General features: G+C 63.7%; 24 protein-coding genes. 14 read left to right on the plus strand and 10 right to left on the minus strand.

Features of this window, described 5'->3' with window-relative positions; genetic code table 11:
- Positions 1-19: 19 nt before the first annotated feature.
- From GGQ88_RS14460 to GGQ88_RS14485, 6 genes are all read left to right on the plus strand, one after another.
- Positions 20-1444 (plus strand): aldehyde dehydrogenase family protein, encoded by a 1425-nt coding sequence (locus GGQ88_RS14460; protein ID WP_183614154.1) that lies wholly within the window; start codon positions 20-22, stop codon positions 1442-1444.
- Positions 1445-1591: 147 nt separating this feature from the next.
- Positions 1592-2464, plus strand: coding sequence for an amidohydrolase family protein (locus GGQ88_RS14465; protein WP_343057225.1), 873 nt, complete (start codon positions 1592-1594; stop codon positions 2462-2464).
- Between the two features lie 7 nt (positions 2465-2471).
- Complete coding sequence (locus tag GGQ88_RS21665) at positions 2472-2933, plus strand: beta-lactamase hydrolase domain-containing protein (RefSeq protein ID WP_183614155.1); 462 nt, start codon at positions 2472-2474, stop codon at positions 2931-2933.
- A complete protein-coding gene (locus tag GGQ88_RS14475; RefSeq protein WP_183614156.1) occupies positions 2930-3679 on the plus strand; it encodes an SDR family oxidoreductase in 750 nt (249 codons plus the stop codon). The genes GGQ88_RS21665 and GGQ88_RS14475 overlap by 4 nt, the downstream gene beginning before the upstream one ends.
- The gene (locus GGQ88_RS14480; RefSeq protein ID WP_183614157.1) at positions 3680-4441 is read left to right on the plus strand and encodes a glutathione S-transferase family protein; all 762 of its coding nucleotides are present in this window, start codon (positions 3680-3682) and stop codon (positions 4439-4441) included.
- A complete protein-coding gene (locus tag GGQ88_RS14485; protein WP_183614158.1) occupies positions 4441-5181 on the plus strand; it encodes an alpha/beta fold hydrolase in 741 nt (246 codons plus the stop codon). Before GGQ88_RS14480 ends, GGQ88_RS14485 begins: the two co-directional genes overlap by 1 nt.
- 97 nt (positions 5182-5278) lie before the next feature.
- Here GGQ88_RS14485 and GGQ88_RS14490 read toward each other — a convergent pair whose 3' ends face one another.
- Together GGQ88_RS14490 and purU are read right to left on the minus strand one after the other, a co-directional pair.
- Entirely contained in the window at positions 5279-5680 is a 402-nt protein-coding gene (locus GGQ88_RS14490) for a VOC family protein (RefSeq protein WP_183614159.1), read from the minus strand.
- 59 nt (positions 5681-5739) lie between these two features.
- Positions 5740-6594, minus strand: a complete 855-nt coding sequence (gene purU / locus GGQ88_RS14495; RefSeq protein WP_183614160.1) for a formyltetrahydrofolate deformylase — start codon at positions 6592-6594, stop codon at positions 5740-5742.
- 125 nt (positions 6595-6719) lie between these two features.
- On the opposite strand from purU, the gene ligM reads away from it, so the two are divergent.
- From ligM to GGQ88_RS14510, 3 genes are all read left to right on the plus strand, one after another.
- Entirely contained in the window at positions 6720-8120 is a 1401-nt protein-coding gene (gene ligM, locus GGQ88_RS14500) for a vanillate/3-O-methylgallate O-demethylase (RefSeq protein ID WP_183614161.1), read from the plus strand.
- 112 nt (positions 8121-8232) lie between these two features.
- Positions 8233-9114, plus strand: coding sequence for a methylenetetrahydrofolate reductase (locus GGQ88_RS14505; RefSeq protein ID WP_183614162.1), 882 nt, complete (start codon positions 8233-8235; stop codon positions 9112-9114).
- A gap of 276 nt (positions 9115-9390) precedes the next feature.
- Positions 9391-12531, plus strand: coding sequence for a YadA-like family protein (locus GGQ88_RS14510; RefSeq protein WP_183614163.1), 3141 nt, complete (start codon positions 9391-9393; stop codon positions 12529-12531).
- 66 nt (positions 12532-12597) lie between these two features.
- Here GGQ88_RS14510 and GGQ88_RS14515 read toward each other — a convergent pair whose 3' ends face one another.
- From GGQ88_RS14515 to GGQ88_RS14540, 6 genes are read right to left on the minus strand one after another with little or no spacing between them, the layout of a single operon-like run.
- Positions 12598-13221, minus strand: coding sequence for a riboflavin synthase (locus GGQ88_RS14515; RefSeq protein WP_183614164.1), 624 nt, complete (start codon positions 13219-13221; stop codon positions 12598-12600).
- A gap of 13 nt (positions 13222-13234) precedes the next feature.
- Positions 13235-14206 (minus strand): bifunctional diaminohydroxyphosphoribosylaminopyrimidine deaminase/5-amino-6-(5-phosphoribosylamino)uracil reductase RibD, encoded by a 972-nt coding sequence (gene ribD / locus GGQ88_RS14520; protein WP_183614165.1) that lies wholly within the window; start codon positions 14204-14206, stop codon positions 13235-13237.
- Positions 14203-14700: a hypothetical protein gene (locus GGQ88_RS14525; protein ID WP_183614166.1), complete on the minus strand. Its 498-nt coding sequence runs from the start codon at positions 14698-14700 to the stop codon at positions 14203-14205. Before GGQ88_RS14525 ends, ribD begins: the two co-directional genes overlap by 4 nt.
- A gap of 39 nt (positions 14701-14739) precedes the next feature.
- On the minus strand, positions 14740-15510 hold the full coding sequence (locus GGQ88_RS14530) for a M48 family metallopeptidase (RefSeq protein ID WP_183614167.1): 771 nt from the start codon (positions 15508-15510) through the stop codon (positions 14740-14742).
- Entirely contained in the window at positions 15503-15985 is a 483-nt protein-coding gene (locus GGQ88_RS14535; protein ID WP_183614168.1) for a YcgN family cysteine cluster protein, read from the minus strand. Before GGQ88_RS14535 ends, GGQ88_RS14530 begins: the two co-directional genes overlap by 8 nt.
- A 7-nt stretch (positions 15986-15992) precedes the next feature.
- Positions 15993-16607: an SCO family protein gene (locus GGQ88_RS14540; RefSeq protein WP_183614169.1), complete on the minus strand. Its 615-nt coding sequence runs from the start codon at positions 16605-16607 to the stop codon at positions 15993-15995.
- Between the two features lie 76 nt (positions 16608-16683).
- On the opposite strand from GGQ88_RS14540, the gene GGQ88_RS14545 reads away from it, so the two are divergent.
- The 5 genes from GGQ88_RS14545 to ssb all read left to right on the plus strand — a co-directional run bounded on the left by GGQ88_RS14545 (position 16684) and on the right by ssb (position 20916).
- The gene (locus GGQ88_RS14545; RefSeq protein WP_183614170.1) at positions 16684-17301 is read left to right on the plus strand and encodes an ankyrin repeat domain-containing protein; all 618 of its coding nucleotides are present in this window, start codon (positions 16684-16686) and stop codon (positions 17299-17301) included.
- Between the two features lies 1 nt (position 17302).
- A complete protein-coding gene (locus GGQ88_RS14550) occupies positions 17303-17956 on the plus strand; it encodes a COQ9 family protein (RefSeq protein ID WP_183614171.1) in 654 nt (217 codons plus the stop codon).
- 71 nt (positions 17957-18027) lie between these two features.
- Entirely contained in the window at positions 18028-18285 is a 258-nt protein-coding gene (locus tag GGQ88_RS14555) for a FeoA domain-containing protein (RefSeq protein ID WP_183614172.1), read from the plus strand.
- Positions 18282-20141 carry a ferrous iron transporter B gene (feoB, locus tag GGQ88_RS14560; protein WP_183614173.1) on the plus strand — a complete coding sequence of 620 codons (1860 nt, stop codon included), beginning with the start codon at positions 18282-18284 and terminating at the stop codon, positions 20139-20141. Before GGQ88_RS14555 ends, feoB begins: the two co-directional genes overlap by 4 nt.
- A 232-nt stretch (positions 20142-20373) precedes the next feature.
- Complete coding sequence (ssb, locus tag GGQ88_RS14565; protein ID WP_183614174.1) at positions 20374-20916, plus strand: single-stranded DNA-binding protein; 543 nt, start codon at positions 20374-20376, stop codon at positions 20914-20916.
- A gap of 134 nt (positions 20917-21050) precedes the next feature.
- Here the strand turns inward: ssb and GGQ88_RS14570 are convergent, their stop codons facing one another.
- A complete protein-coding gene (locus tag GGQ88_RS14570) occupies positions 21051-21794 on the minus strand; it encodes a 7-carboxy-7-deazaguanine synthase QueE (RefSeq protein WP_183614175.1) in 744 nt (247 codons plus the stop codon).
- Between the two features lie 129 nt (positions 21795-21923).
- Entirely contained in the window at positions 21924-24920 is a 2997-nt protein-coding gene (locus GGQ88_RS21335) for a valine--tRNA ligase (protein ID WP_246386043.1), read from the minus strand.
- Positions 24921-24943: the final 23 nt, after the last annotated feature.

The raw sequence follows: 24943 nt of genomic DNA on the forward strand, positions 1-24943 counted from the left end.
TATGCGAACGGAGAGAACGATGACGCATCTTTATCCGAATCTGATCAATGGTGAGCTGGTCACGACCGACGCCTCGCTCGATGTCGTGAACCCGGCGAACGAGCAGGTGATTGGCCGGGTGCCGTCCTGTGGCGCTGCCGAGCTTGACCGCGCCGTTGCCGCAGCACGCGCTGCGTTCAAGACCTGGTCGAAAACGCCGGTGGATGACCGTCGCGCGGTTATCCGCAACATGGCGGCCGCGATCGATGCGAACTTCGACGAGCTGTTCCGCCTGCTTACCAGCGAGCAGGGCAAGCCGCATGCGCAGGCGCAGTACGAAATCGGTGGCTGTTCGGCGATGATGAATGGGCAGTCGACGCTGACGCTGGAAGAGACGATCAACGAGGACACTGACGAGCGCCTCAGCCGCACGCGCCGCGTGCCGGTCGGCGTGGTCGCCGGGATCGTGCCGTGGAACTTCCCGTTGCTGATGGCGGTGCAGAAGATCGCGCCTGCCATTCTTTCGGGCTGCACCATGGTGCTGAAGCCATCGCCGTTCACGCCGCTGACGACGTTGCGCTTTGCCGAGCTGATCAAGGACATCGTGCCGGCAGGCGTGGTCAACATCATCACCGGCGAAGATTCGCTGGGGCCGCTGATGACCTCGCATCCCGATGTCGACAAGATCACCTTCACCGGATCGACCGCGACGGGCAAGAAGATCATGGAAGGTGCCTCGAAGGATCTCAAGCGCATCACGCTGGAACTGGGCGGCAACGATGCTTCGATCGTGCTGCCCGATGCCGATGTGGCCAAGGTTGCCGAGCAGTTGTTCTGGTCGAGCTTCACCAACGCCGGACAAATCTGCGTCGCGGCCAAGCGCATCTACATCCACGAGGATATCTATGACGAGATGAGCGCGGCGATTGCCGAATACGCCAGGACCGTCACTGTGGGTGATGGCGCCAACCAGGGCACCGGCGTAGGTCCGATCCAGAACAAGAAGCAGTTCGATCGCGTGTGCGAACTGATCGAGGATGCCAAGTCGAACGGCTACAAGTTCCTCGTCGGCGGTAATGTCGATCCTTCGGGCTCGGGCTACTATGTGCCGATCACGATCCTCGACAATCCGCCAGAAGACGCGCGCATCGTGGCCGAGGAGCAGTTCGGTCCGGTCATGCCGCTGATGAAGTTCTCGACCGACGATGAGGTCATCGCGCGCGCCAACAACTCGGATTACGGCCTTGCCGGCGCGGTGTGGACCAAGGACACCGATCGCGGCGTGGCGATTGCCGAGCAGCTTGAGACCGGCACGGTGTGGATCAACGAGTTCCTCCACCTCACGCCGTTCGCGCCGTTCGGTGGCCACAAGCAGTCGGGCTTCGGGGCCGAATACGGTGTCGAAGGCTTGCAGGAATTCACTTACAGCCAAGTGATCACGATCAAGCGCGACGCGTTGGTCTGAATGTGAAGAGCCCTCTCTCCTTCAGGGGAGAGGGTTGGGAGAGGGGAATGCGCGACGCCGCATCCCCTCTCAACTTCGGCTAGGCAGCACGCTGCCAAGCCTGCGTAGCTCTCCCCTGAAGGGGAGAGAGCAGTTAAGGATCATCTCGTGCCCATCGACCTGTCCAAGATCAAGGCCATCGACGTCCACGTTCACGCCGAGATTTCGTGCCACGATCCTGAAGATCCGGTGATGGGCACGTTCTTCGACGCGGCATCGACGTACTTCAAGGCGCCGCGCGAGCGGCCCAAGATGCCCGAGATCGTCGAGATATATCGCGAGCAGCAGATCGCCTTCTGCATGTTCACGGTCGACGCCGAATGCGGCATGGGTGCCAAGCGGGTGTCGAACTACGAAGTGGCCGAGATGGCGCTCAAGAACGACGACATCTGCATCGCGTTTGCCTCGATCGACCCGCACAAGGGCAAGTTCGGTGCGCGCGAGGCGCGGGATCTGATCGAGAACTATGGGGTCCGGGGCTTCAAGTTCCACAACATCGCGCAGGACTGTCACCCGGCGGACCGCGTGGCCTATTCGATCTATGAGGTCATCGCCGAATACAAGTTGCCCGCGATCTTCCATACCGGCCATTCGGGCATGGGCACGGGGATGCGCGGCGGTGGCGGGATGCGGCTGAAGTACGGTCAGCCGATGCTGGTCGACGATGTCGCGGTGGATTTCCCCGACATGAAGATCATCCTGGCGCACCCGTCGTGGCCGTGGGTCGACGAAAGCCTGTCGATGGCGCTGCACAAGGATAACGTGTTCATCGACCTGTCGGGCTGGAGCCCCAAGTATTTCGCGCCGCAAATCATCCAGTACGCCAACACGCAGCTGAAGAAGAAGATGCTGTTCGGTTCGGACTTTCCGCTGATCCATCCGCAGAAGTGGATCGATGCGGCGCTCAAGGTGGGGTTCAAGGACGAGGTCATGCCGGGCATCATGAAGGATAACGCCGCGCGCCTGCTCGGGCTTGTATGAGCGTTCTGTGAGGGACCCGATCGACATCCGCGCGTGGCAGAGGCTCGATAGCGAAACGACGACGTCGGGTCGGATCGAAGACAAGGACGTGGCGCGGCTGGGTGCGCTGGGCGTGGCCCACGTGATCAATCTGGCGCTCGAGACGCACCCCGAGGCGCTGGCCGCCGAGGGCGACAAGCTCAAGGCTCACGGGATTGCCTATACGCATATCCCGGTGCCGTTCGATGCGCCGGGCGAGGCGCACTTTGCGGCGTTCCGCCAAGCGATCGAGGATGGGCCGCGCCCGGTGCACGTGCATTGCATCATGAACTGGCGGGTCTCGGCGTTCTTCTACCGGCTGAACCGCGACCATCGCGGGATGCCCGAGCCCAACGCGCGCAGGGTGATGGAGCGGCAGTGGTCGCCCGACGGGATCGAGCGTCCCGAGGCGAAGGTGTGGGCCGAGTTCATCGCGAGGCGCGACACGTGACCGATCTTTCGGGCAAGCACATCGTTATTACCGGGGCTTCGACCGGGATCGGGCGGGCAAGTGCGACGCGGTTCGTTGCGGCGGGTGCGAGAGTTACGCTGATTGCGCGGCGCGAGGCGCTGTTGCTGGGGGCCGCGCGCGAACTGGGTGATGGCACCGCGTGGTTTGCGGCCGACGTTGCCGACAAGGGTGCGCTCAAGGCTGCGCTCGATCACGCGGTGGCAGTGAATGGCCCCATCGACGGCCTGTTTCTCAACGCCGGGATCGGTGAGACATTTGCGGCGATCGAAGACTATCCCGAGGAGTCGTTCGAGGCGGTGATGGCGGTCAATCTGGGGCACGTGTTCCGGGCCATCCAGCATGTCTTGCCCGCAATGAAGCAGCGGCGGAGCGGAGCGATCCTTGTGACCGGGAGCCTTGCAAGCGAGCGCGGGATGTCGATGAACGCAGCCTATGTGGCGAGCAAGCACGCGGTGCTGGGGCTGTCGCGCGCGGTGGCCAGTGAGGTGGCCGAGTTCGGCGTGCGCTGCAATTGCGTGCTCCCGGGGCTGATCGAAACGCCGATGCTCGACGGGCTGCCGTCTGACGCTACCGCGCAGTTGGCCAGGGCGGTGCCGCAGGGCCGGACCGGCAAGGCCGAGGAAGTGGCAGAGGTAGCCGCGTTCCTGCTGTCCGATGCGGCCAGCCATGTGACTGCGCAAGCCTGGGCGGTCGATGGCGGAATGCTCGGAACAATGAGGGTCTAAATGACGCTGAGATATTATCATGCCGAGCCGCTGGCGAATTCGTTGAAGTCGATGGTTCCGCTCAAGGAAAAGGGACTTGCCTACGAAAGCGTCTATGTGGATCTGCACAAGTTCGAGCAGCATTCCGATTGGTTTACCGCGATCAATCCCGAAGGGCAGGTGCCGGTGCTCGATCATGACGGGACGATCATCACGCACACCACGGTCATCAACGAATATCTCGAAGATGCCTTTCCCGATGCGCCCTTGCGACCGCGCGATGCGGTGGGTGCGGCGCGTATGCGGTACTGGAACAAGTTCGTGGACGAGCATGTGATGAACCATGTGTCGATGCACGGCTGGCACCGCATGGTTGGGGTGATCGCGCGCAACATCGAGAACGGCGATTTCGACAAGCTGCTCGAGAGCATTCCCTTGCCCGACCAGCGCAAGAAGTGGGCAACCGCGCGTTCGGGGTTTTCGCAAACGGACCTCGACAATGCGACGGCGAAGATCGAGTATGCGGTGGACAAGGTTGAGCGCCAGCTTGGCGAAACGCGCTGGCTGGCAGGCGACATGTACACGCTGGCCGACATCAATTTCTATTCGCATTGCGGGATGATGGTCGAGCGGATGTTTCCCGACATGGAGATCGCCAAGCGTGCGCCGCGGCTGTGCGAATGGCGTGACCGCGTGACCGCGCGGCCTGCTGTGGCAGAAGCGCTCAAGTCCGAGGATCGCACCGCGCCGGGCCTGCGCACGTGGTCGGGGCACGTGCGCTGATGGCGGGTTTCGTACTGATCCATGGGTCGTGGCATGGTGGTTGGTGCTTCGACCCGGTCGCCGAGATACTGCGTGAACGCGGCCATACGGTCGTTGCCCCGACGCTGCCGGGTATGGGCGGGACGGCAGAGGAAATCGCTGCGGTCACATTGGCGGGCTGGGGCGAATTTGCTGCGCAGCATTGCCGTGAGTTGAAGCGCGAATTGAGCGGCGCTCCGGTGGTTTTGGCGGGGCATTCGCGCGGGGGGTTGGTCGTCTCGACCGCTGCGGAGGCAGACCCGGGAGCGATGGATGCGCTAGTCTATGTCTGCGCGATGATGTTGCCTTCGGGGATGAGCCGGGCGCAGTTCAAGGAACTGGAAGGGCCGAATCCCGCGTTCGACGGGATTATTTCGAAGCTGCACGGCGGCTTGGCGACCGTTGTCGATGCAGCGAATGCGGGGCCGGTGTTCGCGCAAGTCTCGCCACCCGACCTAGTGGCGGCGGTCTTGCCGAGATTGCTGGCAGAACCGCATGCGCCGCGTTCGCAGGTGTTGCAGCTGACGCCCGAGCGCTGGGGAAGCCTGCCGCGTACATATGTCGAATGTACGCTGGATCGGACCATTCCGCTGGATAGCCAGCGCAAGATGCAGGACTATTCGCCGGGGGCCAAAGTGGTCACGCTGGAGGCGGATCACAGTCCCTATCTGTCGAAGCCGGTGGAATTGGCCGATGCACTGGAGGGTGCGCTTCCTAGATAGGGATGCATTCAACTACAGCCGTTCGTGTCGAGCGTAGTCGAGACACTGGCGCGCGGTGTCTCGACTACGCTCGACACGAACGGATTAGGTATTTGCTTCAGTCGCCGAAAAAGTTCAGTTCCAGCAGCACGTTGTTGGGGTCGGCGGTGAATATCTGACGCAGGCCGATGGCATCGATGGTGTTGACCTGGAAGTCCTTGCCCATGTCCTTAACCCGGCCCAGCACTTCGTCGTAGCCGCTGCAGTTGAGCGCAACATGGTGGATGGCGCCGGTGAGCGAGCCGGGTTCGACTTCGCGTTCGAAGGCGCGCGGGCAGTCGACGGCGTTGATGTGGATGATCGGGCGATCCTGACCGTCGTACATCCACTGCGCATTCTGCGGCGTCAGCGGCGCGGGGCCGTCGCGGCGTTCGAGGCCGAGCAGGGACTTGTAGAATTCCGCCGTGGCATCGAGCCGGTCGGTGATGATGTTGACATGGTCGAGGGCATTGACGTTCATGGCAACTCTCCGTGGCGGCAAGGGGCGGCGGGGCATCTTGCTCCCGCCACCGTCTGGACTCAACTCTTGAAAACGACGGTCTTGGTGCCGTTTACCAGCGCACGATCTTCGAGGTGCAGGCGGACCGCTTCGGCGAGCACGCGGCGTTCGACATCGCGGCCCTTGCGCACAAGATCTTCGGGGGTGTCGGCATGGGTGACGGCTTCGACGTCCTGGTGGATGATCGGGCCTTCATCAAGGTCGGTGGTGACGTAGTGACCGGTCGCACCGATCATCTTGACCCCGCGCACGTGCGCCTGGTGGTAGGGCTTGGCGCCCTTGAAGCTGGGCAGGAACGAGTGGTGGATGTTGATGCAGCGGCCCGCCAGGAACGAGGTAAGGTCGTCGGACAGGATCTGCATGTAGCGCGCCAGCACGACGAGTTCGGCGCCCGTCTGCGTGACGATGCGCTTCACCTCGGCTTCCTGTTGCGGCTTGGTGTCCTTGGTGATCGGCAGGTGGTGGTAGGGAATGTCACCGATCAGCGAGATGTTGAGCGCTTCCTTGGGATGGTTGCCGAGGATCGCGACGACCTCCATCGGCAGTTCGCCGATGCGGGTGCGGTAGAGCAGGTCGCCCAGGCAGTGGTCGAACTTGCTGACCATCAGGATCACCTTGCGGTTCACCGAGGTATCACGGATGTTCCAGTCCATTGCGAACTGATCTGCAACTGGGGCGAAGCCTTCGCGGAATGCTGCGACGTCGGCGTCGCCCGGGCCGAACACCACGCGCATGAAGAAGCGCCCGCTGGCCGGGTCATCGAACTGTTGCGCTTCGAGAATGTTACCGCCGAGGTCGAACAGCTTGCCGGTGACACGAGCAACGATACCCGGCCTGTCCTCGCACGACAGCGTCAAAATCAGCGATGCGCTCATTGTCTTGTCTCCCATCCGAGCCGCGCCTCATAGGGCGCAACATTTGGCATTGCGAATCTCGGATGAACTAGTATGTGTTGCATACAAATTTATCAACACGCCATTTTCACGCCGGGAGAAAACTGATGGCAGCCAAGAACCTCGAAGAGGTAATCAACCAGAACGGCAACGTGGTCGAGATGCTGCGCAACTCGCAGTTGGGGGCCTATGTGTACCCTGTCGTTGCGCCCGAATTTTCGAACTGGCGTTCGGAGCAGTGGGCCTGGCAGCACAGCGCGGTCCTGTTCGACCAGTCGCACCACATGGTGAACCTGTACATTCGCGGCAAGGATGCAGGCAAACTGCTGTCCGACACGATGATCAACAGCTCGAAGGGCTGGGCGGTCAACAAGGCCAAGCAGTACGTGCCGACGACGCCTTATGGCCACGTGATCGGCGATGGCATCATCTTCTGGGAAGAAGAGCAGAGCTTCACCTACGTCGGCCGCGCACCTGCGTCGAACTGGCTGCGCTATCACGCTGCCACCGGCGGTTACGATTGCGAGATCGAGCTGGACGACCGTTCGCCGATGCGTCCGATGGGCAAGCCCGTCACGCGCAAGGAATGGCGCTTCCAGATCCAGGGTCCGAACGCATGGGCCGTGATCGAGAAGCTGCATGGCGGTCCGCTGGAGCAGCTCAAGTTCTTCAACATGTCGACGATGAACATCGCCGGCAAGACGGTGAAGACGCTGCGCCACGGCATGTCGGGCGCGCCGGGTCTGGAAATCTGGGGTCCTTATGCGGAGCAGGAAGAAATCCGCGCGGCCATCGTGGAAGCAGGCAAGGAATTCGGGCTGATCCAGTGCGGCAGCCGCGCCTATCCATCGAACACGCTGGAATCGGGCTGGATCCCGTCGCCGCTCCCCGCGATCTATACCGGCGAAAAGCTCAAGGGCTTCCGCGAGTGGCTGGCCGCTGACAGCTATGAGGCGACCGGGTCGATCGGTGGTTCGTTCGTGTCTGAGAACATCGAGGACTACTACCTCAACCCGTGGGAACTGGGTTACGGCAACTTCGTCAAGTTCGACCACGACTTCCACGGCCGCGAGGCGCTCGAAGCGCTGAACCCCGCCGAACAGCGCAAGAAGGTGACGCTGGCGTGGAACCCCGAGGACATGGCCAAGATCATGGCGTCGATGTTCAACCCGGACGGTGAGGCGTACAAGTTCTTCGACGTGCCTTTGGCGAACTATGCGTCGTCCAACTACGACCGCGTCGTCGATGCGGGCGGCAAGACGGTTGGCCTGTCGATGTTCACCGGCTTTTCGTACAACGAAAAGCAGGCGCTTTCGCTGGCGACGATCGACCCGGAAATCCCGTTCGGCACCGAGTTGAACGTGGTGTGGGGCGAAGAGAACGGCGGCACCCGCAAGACCACGGTCGAGCCGCACAAGCAGCTCAATGTTCGTGTGATCGTCTCGCCTGTTCCGTACAGCCGAGTTGCGCGTGAAACCTACGCTGAGGGCTGGCGCACGGCGCGTTGAGCCTGCGCTGAAACAGGGCCCCGCCCGGCACGCTGCAAAGGCGGCCGGGCGGTGAGACCCCACCCCAACCCCTCTCTTGAAGGGGAGGGGCCAAGGAACAGGATTCCCGAACATGGCAGCACCTGTGATTCACCCGAACTGGGACAAGCAGCCCGCCGGGATCACTGACGGTTTCTCGCTGGAGATGACCGCGAAGGACGAGGCATCGCTGCGCGACGCCGCGCCTCTGATACCGGCTGCTACGCCGATTGCGGTAACGTTTCTGCCGGGTGAGGATGTGGCTGCACGGGTTGCCGCCACGGTCGCGGTGCGCGAATTGGGGTTCGAGCCGATGCCGCATTTTTCGGCGCGGCGGATCACCTCGGAAGACGATTTCGAAGGCTATCTCAAGGCCGTGGTCGAGCAGGCGGGGGTGGAGCGTTGCTTCATCGTGGCGGGCGATCCGCCCGAGCCGGTCGGGCCGTATTTTGATACCTCGGCATTGATTGCGACGGGCGCGTTCGAGCGTAGCGGGATCAAGGCGATCGGCATTGGTGGGCACCCGGAGGGGCATCCCAACATGACCGTGGAGCAGACGTGGGCCGTGCTCGAAGCGAAGGTTGCCGAAATCGCGGCGCGGGGCATGGCACCGCTGATCGTCACGCAGTTCGGGTTCGATCCGGACGCGTTCCTGGCATGGCTCAAGGAGTTGCGCGCGCGCGGGATCGATGCGCCGGTGCGAATCGGGGTGCCGGGGCCTGCAGGGATCAAGCGGCTGCTGTCGTTCGCCGCGCGGTGCGGGGTCGGCGCTTCGACGTCTGTGCTCAAGAAGTACGGTATTTCGGTGGCGAACCTGCTGGGGACGGCGGGACCGGACAAGTTGGTCGATGCATTTGCGCGCGGGCTGGGGCCAGAACATGGCCGGGTGCGGCTGCACTTTTACCCGTTTGGCGGGCTGACCAAGACGCTTGAATGGCTGCATGCATACAACCGGAAACACGGCCTTGCGGCTTGACCGATCGGTCTCAAGTCTGCGCGCTCGGCACCCTTTTTGACCGTTTTTGCTGCGATGCAACGCAAGTAGTTAATTTTGCTGGCAAAATTCACGTTTTGGCGGGGCGGCTCTTTACCGTTGTTCCCCGCCAAAATCTGCCGAATCTGGCCCGATGAAATATGGTTAACGCCATTACAAAATCGTTGTAAATCAGTAGATTAGGAACAAATTTACTTTTTCACCGGATACCAGTTTCCATGATCGCGACGCCTTGGATGGGAGTTCAGGAGAGCGATAATGGGATACTCTGGTTTTTCGACCGTGCGCGCAGCTATGCTTGCATCGGCGTCGATCGCAACGGCACTTACATTTACGGCATCAGCACCCGCAAAAGCGCAGGCACTTCAGCCGGTAGTCGATGTCTGCACCGGCATTCAGGTGAATGACTCAGTACTGCGCAACATCCTGTCGCGGACGGTCGTGCCCACCGCCACGGGCGTGGAAAATCTGTTCGACAACCTTCTGAACGTCTCGATCCTGGGACTACCGCTGCTCTCCATCCCCGACGTGAACCTGGGGGTGGCGGCCACGACCGCCGACATCGCTGCGGGCAACACCGTCTCGTTGCAGGTCCTCGACAAGAGCGGTAACCTGGTCGCTCCCGGAAACTGCAACCTCACCGCTGATGGCATCGCTCTCAACACACCAGCCGGCATCGCGATCGGCGGAAACCAGATCAGTGGGCTTGGTTCGGGAACCGCCGCGAGCGCCGGTGCTCTGGATGCCATCGCGTTTGGCAACGGCGCTTCGACCGGTATTGGATCAACCGGCGCAGTAGCTCTCGGCACAAATGCATCGGTAGCGGCTGCCAACGGCGTATCGCTGGGTGCAGGATCGACCAACACACGCGGAGCCCTTGCCGGCTACACCGCATTCGGCATCACCGGACCCTCCAACTCTGCCGGAACGGTTTCGTTCGGCTCGGCTGGGGCCGAACGCCAGCTGACCAACATTGCGCCGGGAACGGCAGCGACCGACGCAGCAACCTTGGGGCAAGTGCAGGGCGCGATCCTGACCGCCAGAGACGGCGTCGTGCTCTATGACAACGCAGGCGGGACATCGGTGACGTTTGCCGGGGTCGGCGGCACGCGGCTGACCAATGTCGCTGCAGCGACGCTCGGTGCCGGATCGACCGATGCTGTCAATGGCGGGCAGTTGTTTGCAACCAACCAGCAGGTCGGCACGAACACCACCAACATCACCGCCAACACGGGTGCGATCACGACGCTGCAGGGTCAGGTGACGACCAACACGGGCAACATCGGAACACTCCAGGGACAGGTTGGAACGAACACGACCAATATCGCGGCCAACACCGGCGCCATCGCGACGGCGCAGGCAGGTGTGACGGCAAATACGGCAGGTCTGGCTGCTCTGGACAGCGCGGCAGTCAAATACGACGATGCCTCGCACGGCACCGTGACATTCGACGGTGCGGTTCCCACGCGGCTCACCAACGTGGCGCAAGGTGCAGTAGCCGCGACGTCCAGTGACGCGGTGACCGGCGCGCAACTGTTTGCAACCAACCAGGCCATTGCCGTAGCGACAGGTTCGCTCGGGCTCGCGCTCACGTACGACGACGCGTCGCTGGCAAGCGCTACGCTGGGCGGTGCCGCAGGAACGACCATCACCAATCTGGCTGCGGGCACGGTCGCGGCGGGTTCGACCAGCGCAGTCAACGGCAGCCAGCTGTTTGCGACCAATCAGCAGGTCGGCGCCAACACCACCGCCATCACCGGGATCGATGGTCGCGTCACGCAGAACACCACCAATATCACCACGAATACAGGCGCTATTACCACATTGCAGGGTCAGGTTGGTACGAACACGACCAACATCACGTCGAACACCGGGGCGATCACCACGCTGCAAGGTCAGGTTACGACCAATACCGGCGCAATCACCAACGTGCAAAATCAGGTGGCCACAAACACCACCGCAATTACCAATGTCCAGGCAGGGCTGACGGTCAACACGGCTGGGCTGGCGGCTCTCGATGCCTCGGCTGTAAAATACGACGATGCGTCGCACGGCACCGTGACATTTGACGGGGCGGGCGGGACGCGGCTTACCAACGTGGCACAAGGCGCGGTCGCTGCGACGTCGAGCGACGCGGTGACCGGCGCGCAGCTGTTTGCGACCAACCAGGCCATTGCCGCCGCAACAGGAGCACCCGGGCTTGCGCTGACCTACGACGATGCAACGCTTGCCAGTGCGACGCTGGGCGGAGCGGCAGGAACGACCATCACCAATCTGGCCGCTGGCACGGTTGCGGCGGGTTCGACCAGCGCAGTGAACGGCAGCCAGTTGTTTGCGACCAACCAGCAGGTGGGAGCCAACACCACCGCGATCACCAATATCGACGGACGTGTCACGCAGAACACGACCAACATTACCAGTATCGACGGACGCGTGACGCAGAACACCAGCAACATCGCCAATCTCGACGGACGCGTGACGCAGAATACCAGCAACATCACCAACATCGATGGCCGCGTGACACAGAATACCGGCGATATCATCAATCTGACCACGCAGACCAACAACAACGCGGGAACGATCGTAGCGATCGACGCTCGCGTCACCAACAACACGACTCAACTCACGTCGATCCAGAACCAGGTCAATAACGTCCCGGTCGGCTATGTCTCCGATGCAAACGGTACTACGCCGAGCGCCACGCCGACCAATACTGCCGCATTCGAAGGCGCGGCGGGCGGCCCGGTTCGCGTGACCAATGTGGCGGCAGGGACGTTGGCTGCGGGTTCGAGCGACGCCGTCAATGGTTCGCAACTTGCAGCGACAAACACGGCTGTCGATCGCAACCGGGCCGATATCGTATCGATCTCGGCAACGATCGGAGCAGGCTTTGCTGCGCCGCTGCAGTATTCGAACGGCACTTCGCCAACGACGCCCAACGGTGGCGTGCCAACGCAGGACGTCACGCTGGTCGGAGCAGATCCTGCCCAGCCGGTTCGCGTCCACAACGTGGCTGACGGTGTGACCGCGAATGATGCGGTCAATGTACGCCAGCTGCAAGCGAGCGTTGCGGGGCTGCAGTCGGGTATTGCCAACTCGCTTGACCAGTCGAGGGCCTATACCGACCAACAGATCGCGCAGGTCGGTTTCGACCTGAGGGAACTGCGCAAGAACTCGTTCTCGGGCACGGCGGCGGCCATGGCGATGGCGGCAATCCCCCAGACGATCACCAATGGGGAATCGATGTTCGGTGGAGCCGTGGGCCACTACCGTGGGCAGACCGCCTTCGGCTTTGGCTACTCGACGACCGCAAGCGACCGGGTCGTTGTGAAGGCGACCGGCACGATCGACACGCATGGCAAGGGCGGCATTGCCGCAGGCGCTGGCTTCTCGTTCTGACAGGCGCCGCAGGCGCTGGCTTCTCGTTCTGACAGGCAACCAGTGAGCGTTATGGCAGTCCGGGCTTTAGGCCTGGGCTGCCAAGCTTTGCATCCGCTTCAGGTAGCGGGCGAGCACGTCGATCTCAAGGTTGACCTTACTGCCGGGTGACAGGCGGCCGAGAGTGGTCACTTCGGCGGTGTGCGGGATGATGTTGAGGGCGAAGTGGCAGGTGCCGTCCGCTTGGTCGGCGACTTCGTTGACCGTCAGCGAGACGCCGTTGACCGTGATCGAGCCTTTGGCTGCAATGTAGGGGGCAAGCTCGCGCGGGGCGGCGATGCCGAACTTGAGCGACGCGCCTTCGGGGCAGATGCCGACGACTTCGCCGACTGCGTCGACATGGCCGGTGACGATGTGACCGCCGAGTTCATCGCCCATCTTGAGTGCGGGTTCGAGGTTTAGCGGTGCGCCGACGGTCCATTGTTCGGGTGCGGTGCAGTTGACGGTCTCGCCCGAGACATCGACCGCGAACCAGCCCTCGCCCGCGATGCCGCCCTTGTCGACAACGGTCAGGCACACGCCAGAGCAGGCGATCGATGCGCCGATCGCGATCTTGGCGGGGTCCATCGCGCACGAGATCGTGATGTGCCGGTCGCCCTTGTCCTCGATGGCGAGGATGTTGCCGACTTCGGTGACGATCCCGGTGAACATGCCAATATCTCCTTTAGCGCACGCGTTCGTAGACGTCGGCGGTGTCGCTGCCAAGCGTCCGCCGGTCCGCATTGCGCCAGCGGCCATGCGCGTCGGCCAGCGATGTGAGTCCGATGTCCGCGATGCACGCTAGGCCATCGCCGATCACGATGGGCGCGCGGTAGATCAGCAGGCGATCGACCATGTCGGCAACAAGGAAAGTTGCCGCTGCGCCCGCGCCGCCTTCGACAAACAAGAACTGCGCATCGCCGAATGTGCCGGGTGCGGTGATATCGGCGACCGCGGTCCAGCCTGCGGGGGCGGTGCCGCGGGTCAGTACCATGCGCTGGGGGCTGCGGCTTGCGAGGCCGGGCAAGCGCACGTCGAGGCGGGGGCTATCGGCACGCAGGGTTGCACCGCCGACGAGGATCGCATCGGCGCGCGAGCGTTCGACATGGCAGTGCGCGCGGGCTTGTGGGCCGGTGATCCACTGACTGGTACCGTCCGCCAGCGCGATTCGGCCATCGAGCGACATGGCGAGCTTGAGCGTGACGTGGGGGCGGCCGAGCGTGGCGCGGGTGAGGTAACCTTCGAGCGATCGCCGCGCGGTGGGCAGGGGCAGGAGTTCAGCGGAGATCCCGGCGTCGCGCAAGGCCGCGATGCCGCTGCCAGCGGTGCGCGGGTCGGGGTCTTCGACGCCGATAACGACGCGAGTGAGGCCGCTGGTCAGCAGCAGCGAGGTGCAGGAGGGGCCGCGCGGGCTGGTGTGGGCGCAGGGTTCGAGCGTGACGTAAAGTGTGGCACCCTGCGCGCGGTCGCCAGCCATTGCCAGTGCCTCGGCTTCGGCGTGGGGGCGGCCTCCGGTTCGGGTCCAGCCGCGCCCGACGACACGCCCGTCCTTGACGATGATCGCGCCGACTGCCGGGTTGGGACGGCTGAGCGGACGTCCGCGTGCTGCCAGTGCGGCGGCGGCGTCGAGCCAGCGCTGGTCGTCGGCGGGAGTCATTGCGCTGGCGACTGCTCCTGCGCGCGCTTCTGTTCGGCGTCGAATACCGGGTTGTCGACGAGGTGCTTGTCGAGGATCGCCTTGCGCGCGGCGTCGATCTTGCGCTTCTCCTCGGTGCGTTCGGCCACGCCCTCGTCATAGGCTTTTTTCGTGTCCACGCCGGTCGCGTTGCCGACCGCCTTGTACATCTGGCGGACGCGTTCTGCGCTGGCCTCTTCCTCGGCCTCCTCGGCGCGCGCCTTGGCCGAGGCGACGCGGTTTTCCTCGAGGATTTCAGCGTCGCTGCGGCCTTCGATCAGGCTCGGGAAGTAGGTGACGACAGGCGGGCGGGGCAATCCGCGACCGCCCTGGTTGCTCATCACGACAAAGATGCCGCCGGTGACCATCGCTGCCAGCACCAGCGCGATGGCGCGGTATTCGCTGGGCGCGCCGAGGACCTGCCAGAGGTCTACCAGGGCGCGGCGCGGCGAGACATTGCGGAAGAATGCTTTCATGGCGCAACAGATAGGGGCTGGGCGGCGATTGTGCCAGCTTTAGCCGAACGGGGCGTAGAGCGTGCGGCCATGACGTTTGAGCCAGCGGTTGGCGGTGCCGATATCGCCTTCGTAGAGCTGGTCGAGGTGGGCGTGGAAGTCTGCGCTGTGATCGAAGTGCGCGATGTGCGCGACTTCGTGCGCGACGACCGAGCGGCGAACGAAGTCGGGCGCCATGACCAGCCGCCAGTTCATGCGGATCGCGCCATCGACCGCGCAACTGCCCCAGCGCCGTTGCGCGCGCGACAGCGACAGGCGCGGAATGTCGTGCCCAGCACGCGCGCAGTAGAAGGCAAGATCATCGGCGAGCAGGACGAGCGCCTCGGCCTCGAGCCAGCGTTGCAGGCGGCGGCCGATCGATTCGCGCGGGCCGCCGATGAGCAGGTGGCCGTCTGCGATGGCGGGCTTGCGACGTGCGCTTTCGCGCCAGTCGATGATTAGCGCTTCACCGCGCAAGCTGAACGTAGCCCCCGGCGCGATGGTGCGGGGCTCGGGCAGGTTGGCGAGCTGGCCCGCGAGCCAGTCGGCACGGTCGCGCGCGAACGCCTCGGCGTCGCCGACGCGGCCCCATGCCGGGATCGAGACGCGAGCCTCGCTGCCATCGGGGGCGAGGCGCAGGGTCATGCGGCGGGCGCGGGCGAGTTTGCGGATCACCAGCGGCAGTTCGCGTTCGCCAACCGAAATCATGCGCGATGCGGTGGCGCGCGCGGGTGACTTGGGAGAAGGGGCCTGTTTGGCGCGCGGATCGGCGCGGCGCAGCCAGTCAAACATCTTCGTTTGCTTCGTCGTCCTCGCCATCGTCATAGATGTCGAAATGGTCGGCGGGGACGATGTGTTCTTCGAGTGGCCCGGCCATGGTCTCGCTGATCGCCTTGCCGATGACCGACTGACCGACCTTGTGGACCATCTCGCGGTCGCCCGAAATCAGGTAGTGCCAATCGGGCAGGGGATCGCCATCGGCGCGCAGGCGATAGGCGCACGAATCAGGCAGCCATGGCAGATCGCGCGCCAGCTTGGGCGTCAGGCGCAGGCAATCGGGCACGATCGCGCGACGGTGCTTGTAATCGCTGCAGCGCCCGGTCTTGAGGTCGAGCAACCGGCAGGCGACATTGGTGTGATAGACGTCGCCGGTCGCGTCGTCCTCAAGCTTGTGCAGGCAGCACTTGCCGCAGCCGTCACACAGCGCTTCCCACTGTTCGCGGTTCAGCGTCTCGACCGGGCGGGTCCAGAAGCGATCGATTGCCATCGGGCGCTCAGTGCACCCACTTGGCAAGATCGGTGGCGACGGCCTGGGCGTCCTTCTCGGCGGGAAGCAGCGCGATCGGTTCGCCCTTCGGACCCATCAGGTAGGCGGCGCGGCTGTGGTCCATCAGGTATTCGGTCGACGATCCCTCGTCGCGCTTCTGGTGGAACACCGCCCACTGCTTGGCGACGGCGTCGATCTGCGCCTGCGTGCCTGACAGGCCGATGACCGACGGGCCGAAGTTGGCGACGTATTTCGCGACCACTGCGGGCGTATCGCGCTGGGGGTCGATGGTGATGAAGATCGGCTGGATCTTTGCGGCAAGGCTCGCGTCGGTCTTGGCGAACAGCTTCACCCCTTGCGCGATGTTCTGCAGGTCTACCGGGCAGACATCGGGGCAGAAGGTGTAGCCGAAGTACATGATCTTGTACTTGCCTGCGAAATCGGAATAGCGGACCTGTTTGCCGCCAGCGCCCTGCAGCGTGAAATCGCCACCGATCGAGGCGCCTTCAAGGGGCGGAGATTCGGACGTGGCGCTGCCGCAGGCGCTGAGCGCCAAAGTGCAGGTTGCGGCAATCGCGGCGAGAAGGGATCGTGTTTTCAGGACCATGGCGCGGCGGTTCATGCTCTGCTAACCGTGCCCTTGCAAGGGCTGAGTCCACATGGCCGGAAGGCCACGGGGCCAGCAACAGGAGGAAGTAATGCCGTCGATCATGCGCAGGTCCTTCGCCATATTGGCGATCGCGCTCGCCGCCGCCGTTTCGATTCCTGCGCAGGCCCAGTTTTCGGACGGGTACAAGTTCCTCGAAGCGGTGCGCAAGAAGGAAGGCGACAAGGTCACCGAGGCGCTGAACGAGCCGGGCACGCAGATCATCAACACCAAGAATTTCTCGACCGGCGAAACCGCGCTGCACATCGTGGTGGCGCGGCGTGACCTGACCTGGATGCAGTTTCTGATCAGTAACGGCGCGAACGTGAACGTGCGCGACAACCGTGGGATGACCCCGCTGGTGGCAGCGTGCGAGCTTGGCTTTATCGAGGGCGTCGACCAGTTGATCAAGTCCGGCGCGCGGGTGGAGGACGCCAACAACACGGGCGAAACGCCGCTGATCAGTGCGGTGCATCGCCGTGACCTGGCGCTGGTGCGGATGTTGATCAAGGCTGGCGCGAACCCCGATCGTCCCGACAATTCGGGGCGTTCTGCGCGCGATTACGCGACGCTTGAAGGCAAGAGCAGCGCCGTGCTGGGCGAGATCGAGCGCGCGGCCAAGGATGCCAAGGGCACGGGCGTCAAGAAGACTTATGGACCATCGTTCTGACATGACGCAGGATGCTTCGCTTGACGAGCTGCGGTTGAGGTTGGCTCCCGCGATTGCCGATGCTGCGGCATTCGATGGCTGGAGCGATGCTGCGGTAAGCGCTGCTGCCGAAGCCGAGGGCGTGGATCCGGCGCTGGCGCGGTTTGCCTTTGCGGGCGGTGCCATGACGATGATCACGGCGTGGATCGCGCGGATCGACGCGGACATGGCTGACGCGGTGCCGGGTGTGCAACTGTCCAACCTGTCGATCCGCGAGCGCATTCGCCGACTCGTTCAGTTCCGCCTCGATGCGATTGCAGGACAGGAAGAAGCGCTGCGCCGCGCGCTGTCGATCATGGCGCTGCCGCAGAATATGGCTGCGGCCGCGCGCCTTGGCTGGTCGAGCGCTGACAAGATGTGGCGGTTGGCAGGCGATACGGCGACCGATTACAATCACTATACCAAGCGGGTGACGCTCGGGTCGATCTATGCCGCGACGCTGGCCTATCTGGCGCAGGACACGAGCGAGGGGCACGCCGATACGCGTGCCTTCCTCGATCGCCGGATCGAGAACGTGATGCAGTTCGAAAAGGCCAAGGCGAAGGTGCTGCGCCCGCGCGAGGATACGTTCTCGTTCACGCGATTGCTGGGGCGGTTGCGCTACCCGGCGACCTGAGCAAGTTTGATCTAGCGCAATTCTATTGCGAATGACTTGCAAAGTCGTTCGCGCTATGGCAGCGCAATTGCGTGACGCTCGATCAGCTCCCTCTTGGCACGCCCGCCCGAATTGCTTCGGTCGACTGGACGACGCTTGTTGCCGAAGAGGCGCAGCGATTGCGTGCGCTGGGCCTTGATGAGGGGGCGCGGGTGTCGCTCGCCTATCGCGGGGTGTTCATGGGGCGCGACCCGCTGGCGGTGGAGATCGGACGGATGACGATTGCGCTGCGCCGCGTCCATGCCCGCGCGATGACTGTCGAACCCATTCTTGAAACGAGCGCAGCATGAGCCGGATGCCGACCGTCGCCGCGCTTGTCGGCAATCCCAACGCGGGCAAGAGCGCGCTGTTCAACGCGCTGACTGGGGCGCGCCAGAAGATCGCGAATTATCCGGGGGTTACAGTCGAGCGCAAGGCGGGGCGGCTTCTGCTGCCGACAGGCGAGCCGGTCGAACTGGTCGATCTGCCCGGCTCCTATTCGCTGGATGCCGCCAGTCCCGACGAGGAAGTGACGCGCAAGGTCATCATGGGCGAGCAGGAAGGCCAGGTGCGGCCCGACGTGATCGTGCTGGTGCTCGACAGTTCGAACCTCGAGCAGCATCTGGTGTTCGCGCAGGAGGTGATCGGGTTGGGGAGGCCGACCGTGGTCGCGCTCAACATGGTCGATCTGGCCGAGCGTGACGGGCTGGTGATCGATCCGGCGGCGCTCGAATCAGCGCTGGGCGTGCCGGTGATCCCGACCGTGGCGGTGCGCAGGCGCGGGCTGACCGAACTTGCCGCTGCCATCGGCGAGGCGCGGGACCGCTCGCAGGAGCATGACGCCGTGCCGCGTCCGCATGTGACTCTGCCCGAACGCCGCATGCTCGCGCACCAGATGGCCGACGCCGCGATCATCTCGGAAACTGCCAAGCATCGTATTCACGCGCGGATGGACAAGGTGCTGCTGCATCCCTGGGCAGGGCCACCGATCCTGTTCGCGCTGCTGTTCGTGGTGTTCCAGGCGGTGTTTACCTGGGCGACGCCGTTTGCCGACGGGCTGGAAGCGGCGGTCGGCGTGCTGGGCGATCTGGTGCGAACCTATATCCCGCCAAGTCTGGCGCGCGATCTGCTGACCGATGGCGTGATTGCAGGCGTGGGATCGGTCGTGGTGTTCCTGCCGCAGATCGTGATCCTGTTTTTCTTCATCCTGACGATGGAGGCGACCGGCTATATGGCGCGTGCCGCCTTCCTGATGGACCGGATGATGGCGGGCGTCGGGCTATCGGGCCGCAGCTTCATCCCGCTGCTGTCGAGCTTTGCCTGTGCGATTCCGGGGATCATGGCGACGCGGTCGATTGCCGATCCCAAGGACCGGCTGACCACGATCCTGATCGCGCCGATGATGACCTGTTCGGCACGGCTGCCGGTCTATGCGGTGATCATCGCGGCATTCATCCCGAATACCAAGGTCGGACCCGGCATCGGCCAGCAGGGGCTGGTGCTGTTCGCGCTTTATGTCGCGGGTATTGTCGGGGCGATGGTGGTCGCGCTGGTGCTGCGCAGTTCGGTGACCAAGGGGGCGGCTTCGGGCTTCATCATGGAACTGCCCAAGTACCAGCTGCCCACGATCAAGGATCTGGCGATAGGTCTGTGGCAGCGCGCATGGATATTCCTACGCCGCGCTGGCACGATCATCTTCATGGTCACCATCGCGCTGTGGCTGCTGCTTAATTTCCCGCGCGCAGAGCCGGGACAGGACCAGATCAACGCCTCGGTCGCGGGCACGCTGGCGAACGGGCTGTCGGTGGTGCTTGAGCCGATCGGCTTCAACCGCGACATGAGCCTGGCGATCATCCCGGCGATGGCCGCGCGCGAGGTTGCGGTCAGTTCGCTTGCCACGACCTATGCCGTGGGTGCGAGCGATGACGAGGACCAGACGGCGGTCGCCTTGGGCGATCAGTTGAAGGCGCGCTGGACGCTGCCGATGGCGCTGTCGTTCCTGGCGTGGTTCGTGTTCGCGCCGCAGTGCCTTTCGACCATCGCGGTGGCGCGGCGGGAGACGAACGGGTGGAAGTGGCCGGCGTTCATGCTCGCCTACCTGTTTGCGCTGGCCTATCTGGCCGCGTTTGCGACGTTCTGGACGGCGACCGCGATGGGACTGGGGTAGATTCTGGTTTCGCGCAGAGTTCGCAGAGGGCGTGGTCAATCGGGGAAGTGGCAACCAAGAACGCCAAGCTGGCGCTGCGGCCAGTTCATTCATTATAAGCCTCCGGCCTGAGCCACCCTCTTTGCGATCTCTGCGCGAACCAATTGCTTTGGGAAAACTCAGCCCCTCCGACTCGCGCCGACCCATGCCCATGCGCTAGGCCAGCGTTCACATTCCAAAGGGACTCGATTCGATGGCAGGCAGCGTCAACAAGGTCATCATCGTCGGCAATCTGGGTGCTGACCCGGAAGTGCGCTCGTTCCAGAACGGCGGGAAGGTGTGCAACTTGCGCATCGCCACGTCGGAAAACTGGAAGGACAAGAACACCGGCGAGAAGCAGGAACGCACCGAGTGGCACACTGTTGCCATCTTCGGCGAGGGCCTTGCGGGCGTGGCCGAGCGCTTCCTCAAAAAGGGCAGCAAGGTCTATATCGAAGGCCAGTTGCGCACGCGCAAATGGCAGGACCAGCAGGGCGCGGACCGTTATTCGACCGAAGTGGTGCTGCAGGGCCCCGGCGCGGTGCTGACCATGCTTGATGGCGCTCCCGGCGGCGGCGGCGGTGGCGGTGGCGGTCGGTCGGGTGGCTGGAACGAAGGTGGGTCTTCGGGTGGCTCGTCAGGCGGCGGTTCGCGCGGTGGTTCTGGCGGTGGCTGGAACCAGGGCGGCGGCGGTGGTGGTTCGCCTGCTGGCGGTGGCGGCTTCGGCGACGATTTGGACGACGATATTCCGTTCTGATCGGGTTTTATTTTCAAGCGCTGACCTGCGCCCCCGCGAAGGCGGGGGCCTCGGGCCGGATTATGCAGCTTTAGTTTTCCGCGATGTGCCTGAGGCCCCCGCCTGCGCGGGGGAGCGTGCGTTTTTAGTTCACGTCAAGTCCCGCGCGTGTCGCCGTACAAGTGGATGTGCAGGCGGTCGGTGAAGCGCCAGCCTTGGGCGAGGGCTTCTTCTGCGAGCCAGCGCGAGCGTTCGCGAAGCACGGAACTGCTCGTGCCTTCGGGCATCACGAACAGGTGGTCGCCCGCGATGCCGTAGCGATTCTGCAGGTCGGCGATTTCGGAGATGTCTGCCGGTGACGCAACCACGAACTTGAACCATGCGCGGGGGTCCTTGGCCCACGCTTCAAGGCGTTCAGGCAGCAGCGCGAGCTCGGCCGGATTGCCCGAGTGCGCGAGCTTGGGACTGACGTTGTATTGATCGGCAGCTGCGTCGAGCGCTGCGTGCGGGGCGACGGTGCCGTTGGTCTCGATCTCGACGTGTAGCCCGGGGCGGGCCTGTTTGAGCTGCGCGACAAGCTTTGCCAGCGCGGGGCCTTGCAGCAGCGGTTCGCCGCCAGTGATGACAAGGCGGTCCTCGTTGTGGGCGAGGATCAGGGCGGCGACTTCGCCCTCGTCCAGTGTGAGCTGATTGTCGCTGCGCTCGAACGCGACTTCATCGCGGTGGGGGCGATTGTCGCCGGTGAAGCGCCAGGTGTAGGCGGTGTCGCACCAGCGGCAGGCGAGGTTGCAGCGCGACAGGCGGACGAAGATCGACGGCCGGCCCGATGAGGGGCCTTCGCCCTGGAGCGAGGCGAATATCTCCGGTTCGCCGGGGTTTGTGGTGGCCAGGGTCAGCATTGCTTCAAGCCCCCTCCTCTTCAGAGGAGGGGGTTGGGGGTGGTGGCGTTGGGCGATGACCCTGACGGGTCAACACCACCCCTCGATCCCCTCCTCTGAAGAGGAGGGGAGGAAGAAAGCCTGTCTGGATCACCCCAGCCGCTTCAGCGCTGCCGCCAGCCGTTCGGCTTCGGCGGCGTGCATGGCGTGGTCGGCGCGGGCTTTTTCGACGGCTTCGGGTTTGGCCTTTTCGACGAACGAGGCGTTCGAGAGGCGGCCTTCGAGCGATTTGGCTTCCTTGAGCGACACCGCCAGCGCCTTTTCGAGGCGCGCCTTTTCGGAGGCGATGTCGATCACGCCTTCCAGCGGCACGATCAGGTTGGCATCGCCCGCGCCGATCTGCATCGCCGCGCCTGCAGGAGCGGCTTCGAAACGGATTGCGGTGAGGCGGGCGAGGCGTTCGATCACGGCGGGGTTGGCCTCGATGATCGCGCGGGTCTGCGCCGATGGCTCCGGCAGGTAAGCTTCCAGACGCGCGCCGGGGGCGATGCCGAGTTCGTTCTTGGCGGTGCGCAGGGCCGAGACGAGCGCGATCAGCCATTCGACTTCGCGCTTGGCGGCGGGATCGATTTCAGCCTGCGGAGCGGGCCATGCGGCCACGATCAACTCGCCGTCGCGGGTGCCGAGCGCGTGCCACAGTTCTTCGGTCACGAACGGCATGAACGGGTGGAGCATGACGAGGATCTGGTCGAGCACCCAACCGGCGACGGCCTTGGTTTCCGCGTCGAAATTGCCTTTGACCAGTTCGATGTACCAGTCGCAGAACTGGTCCCAGACGAAGTGGTAGACGGTGTTGGCTGCGGCATCGAAGCGCAGGTCGGCCATGGCCCGATCGAGCGCGGCGACGGTTTCGACGACTTCGCCGATGATCCACTTGTTGACCGCGCTGGTGGCTGCGGGTGCGGTGACCGAGGTGCTGCCGGTGATGCCGTTGCTCTGGCAGAAACGCGCGGCGTTCCACAGCTTCGTGGCGAAGTTGCGGTAACCCTCGACGCGCTTTTCATCCATCTTCACGTCGCGGCCCTGGCTCTCCATCGCGCACATGAAAAAGCGCAGCGCGTCAGCGCCGTACTTGTCGATCAGCAGCAGCGGATCGACGACGTTGCCCTTGGACTTGGACATCTTGGCGCCATCAGCCGCGCGCACGAGGCCGTGGAGATAGAGCTTCTTCCACGGGTTCTGCCCGGTCATCGCCTGACCCATCATCATCATGCGGGCATCCCAGAAGAACAGGATGTCGAAGCCCGAGACGAGCAGGTCGTTGGGGTAGTGTTTGGCGAGGAGGTTGGGGCGGGGCTTCTGCTCCCCCTCCTCTTCAGAGGAGGGGGCCGGGGGGTGGTGATCCCCCGCGCTCAGTGCCTGGTTCGCGCCGCCTGCGGCAGCGCCACCACCCCCTGACCCCTCCTCTGAAGAGGAGGGGGGATTTGCTGCGCCCTCGGGCCAGCCTAGCGTGGCGAAGGGCCACAGGGCTGAGGAGAACCATGTGTCGAGGACGTCGTTGTCGCGGGTTAGAATTGCGGCGTTTGGCCCAGTGGGAGTGACATAATCAAAAGCAATGTCTGTTCCTTCAGGATAATATTCTCTCGCCAGTGCCAGAGCTTCATCCTCAGATTCGGCAACGAAAATCTTATTTTTCTTTCGGCCAACACCCAAAACTTGAATTGGTTTTCCTGGAATGTGTTTGGCAGCTTTGACATGGATTGGGTCGTGCGGCGTGCCATCTTTCCCTAGCTCCGGCCCATACCAAGCCGGAATCCGGTGACCCCACCACAACTGACGCGAGACACACCACGGCTGGATGTTTTCCATCCAGTTGAAGAAGGTCTTTTCCCAGGTCTTGGGTACGATCTCGACCGCGCCCGAGCGTACCGCCTCGATTGGTGCGACGGCCAGCTTTTCCGCATCGACGTACCACTGGTCGGTCAGCCATGGTTCGATGACCACGCCGCCGCGATCCCCGTACGGCGTCTGGATCGTGCGGGGTTCGAAGTCGGCGGAAACCTCGTTGCCTTCCTTGTCCTTCGTGATGTGCGGGATCAGGAAGCCAGCTTCCTTAATGCGCTCGACGACCAGCTTGCGCGCGTCGAAGCGGTCCATGCCGATGAACTCGTCCGGCACCAGACCGTCGGAAGTCTGGACGACCTTGGCTTCGGCGTCGAACATGTTGAGCATGTCGGACGCCTTGATCGCGGCGCGCTTGCCGACTTCGAAGTCGTTGAAATCGTGGCCGGGGGTGATCTTGACCGCGCCTGAGCCCAGTTCGGGGTCGGCGTGTTCGTCTGCGACGATGCGGAAGCGGCGGCCGGTCAGGGGCTGGAGGATGTCCTTGCCGATGACGGATTTGTAGCGCGCGTCGTCAGGGTGAACCGCCACGGCCATGTCGGCGAGCATCGTTTCGGGGCGCGTGGTGGCGACCTCGATGTAATCGAGGCCGTCGTCGCGGGTCACGCCGTCAGCCAGCGGGTATTTGAAGTGCCAGAAGCCGCCCTGCGTCTCGCGGGTTTCAACCTCGAGGTCGGAGATCGCGGTCTTGAGCTTGGGGTCCCAGTTCACCAGTCGCTTGTCGCGGTAGATCAGGCCCTTCTGGTGCAGGTCGACGAAGACCTTAACCACGGCCTTGGTGAAGTGCGGGTCCATGGTGAACTGCTCGCGGCTCCAGTCCATCGAACAGCCCAGACGACGGAGCTGGCCGGTGATCGTGCCGCCGCTCTCGTGCTTCCACTCCCACACCTTCTCGATGAACTGTTCGCGGGTGTAGTTGGTGCGCTTGTCCTGTTTCGCCTCCATCTGGCGTTCGACCACCATCTGCGTGGCGATGCCGGCGTGGTCGGTGCCGACCACCCACAGCGCGTCCTTGCCGCGCAGGCGTTCATAGCGGACCATGACGTCCTGCAGCGTGTTGTCGAGCGCGTGGCCGATGTGCAAGGACCCGGTCACGTTGGGCGGGGGATTCACGATGGTGAAGGGCGCTGCGTCGGGGCGCTCGGGCCGGAACAGGCCGTTTGCCTCCCAATGGGCATACCACTTGGCCTCAAGGCCTGCGGGTTCGAATGTCTTGGCCAGTTCTGCGGGATTTTGTTCGCTCATGGGGCCGCGCCTTGCCATTGCCG

The sequence above is a fragment of the Novosphingobium hassiacum genome (assembly GCF_014196055.1).
Lineage (GTDB): Bacteria > Pseudomonadota > Alphaproteobacteria > Sphingomonadales > Sphingomonadaceae > Novosphingobium > Novosphingobium hassiacum.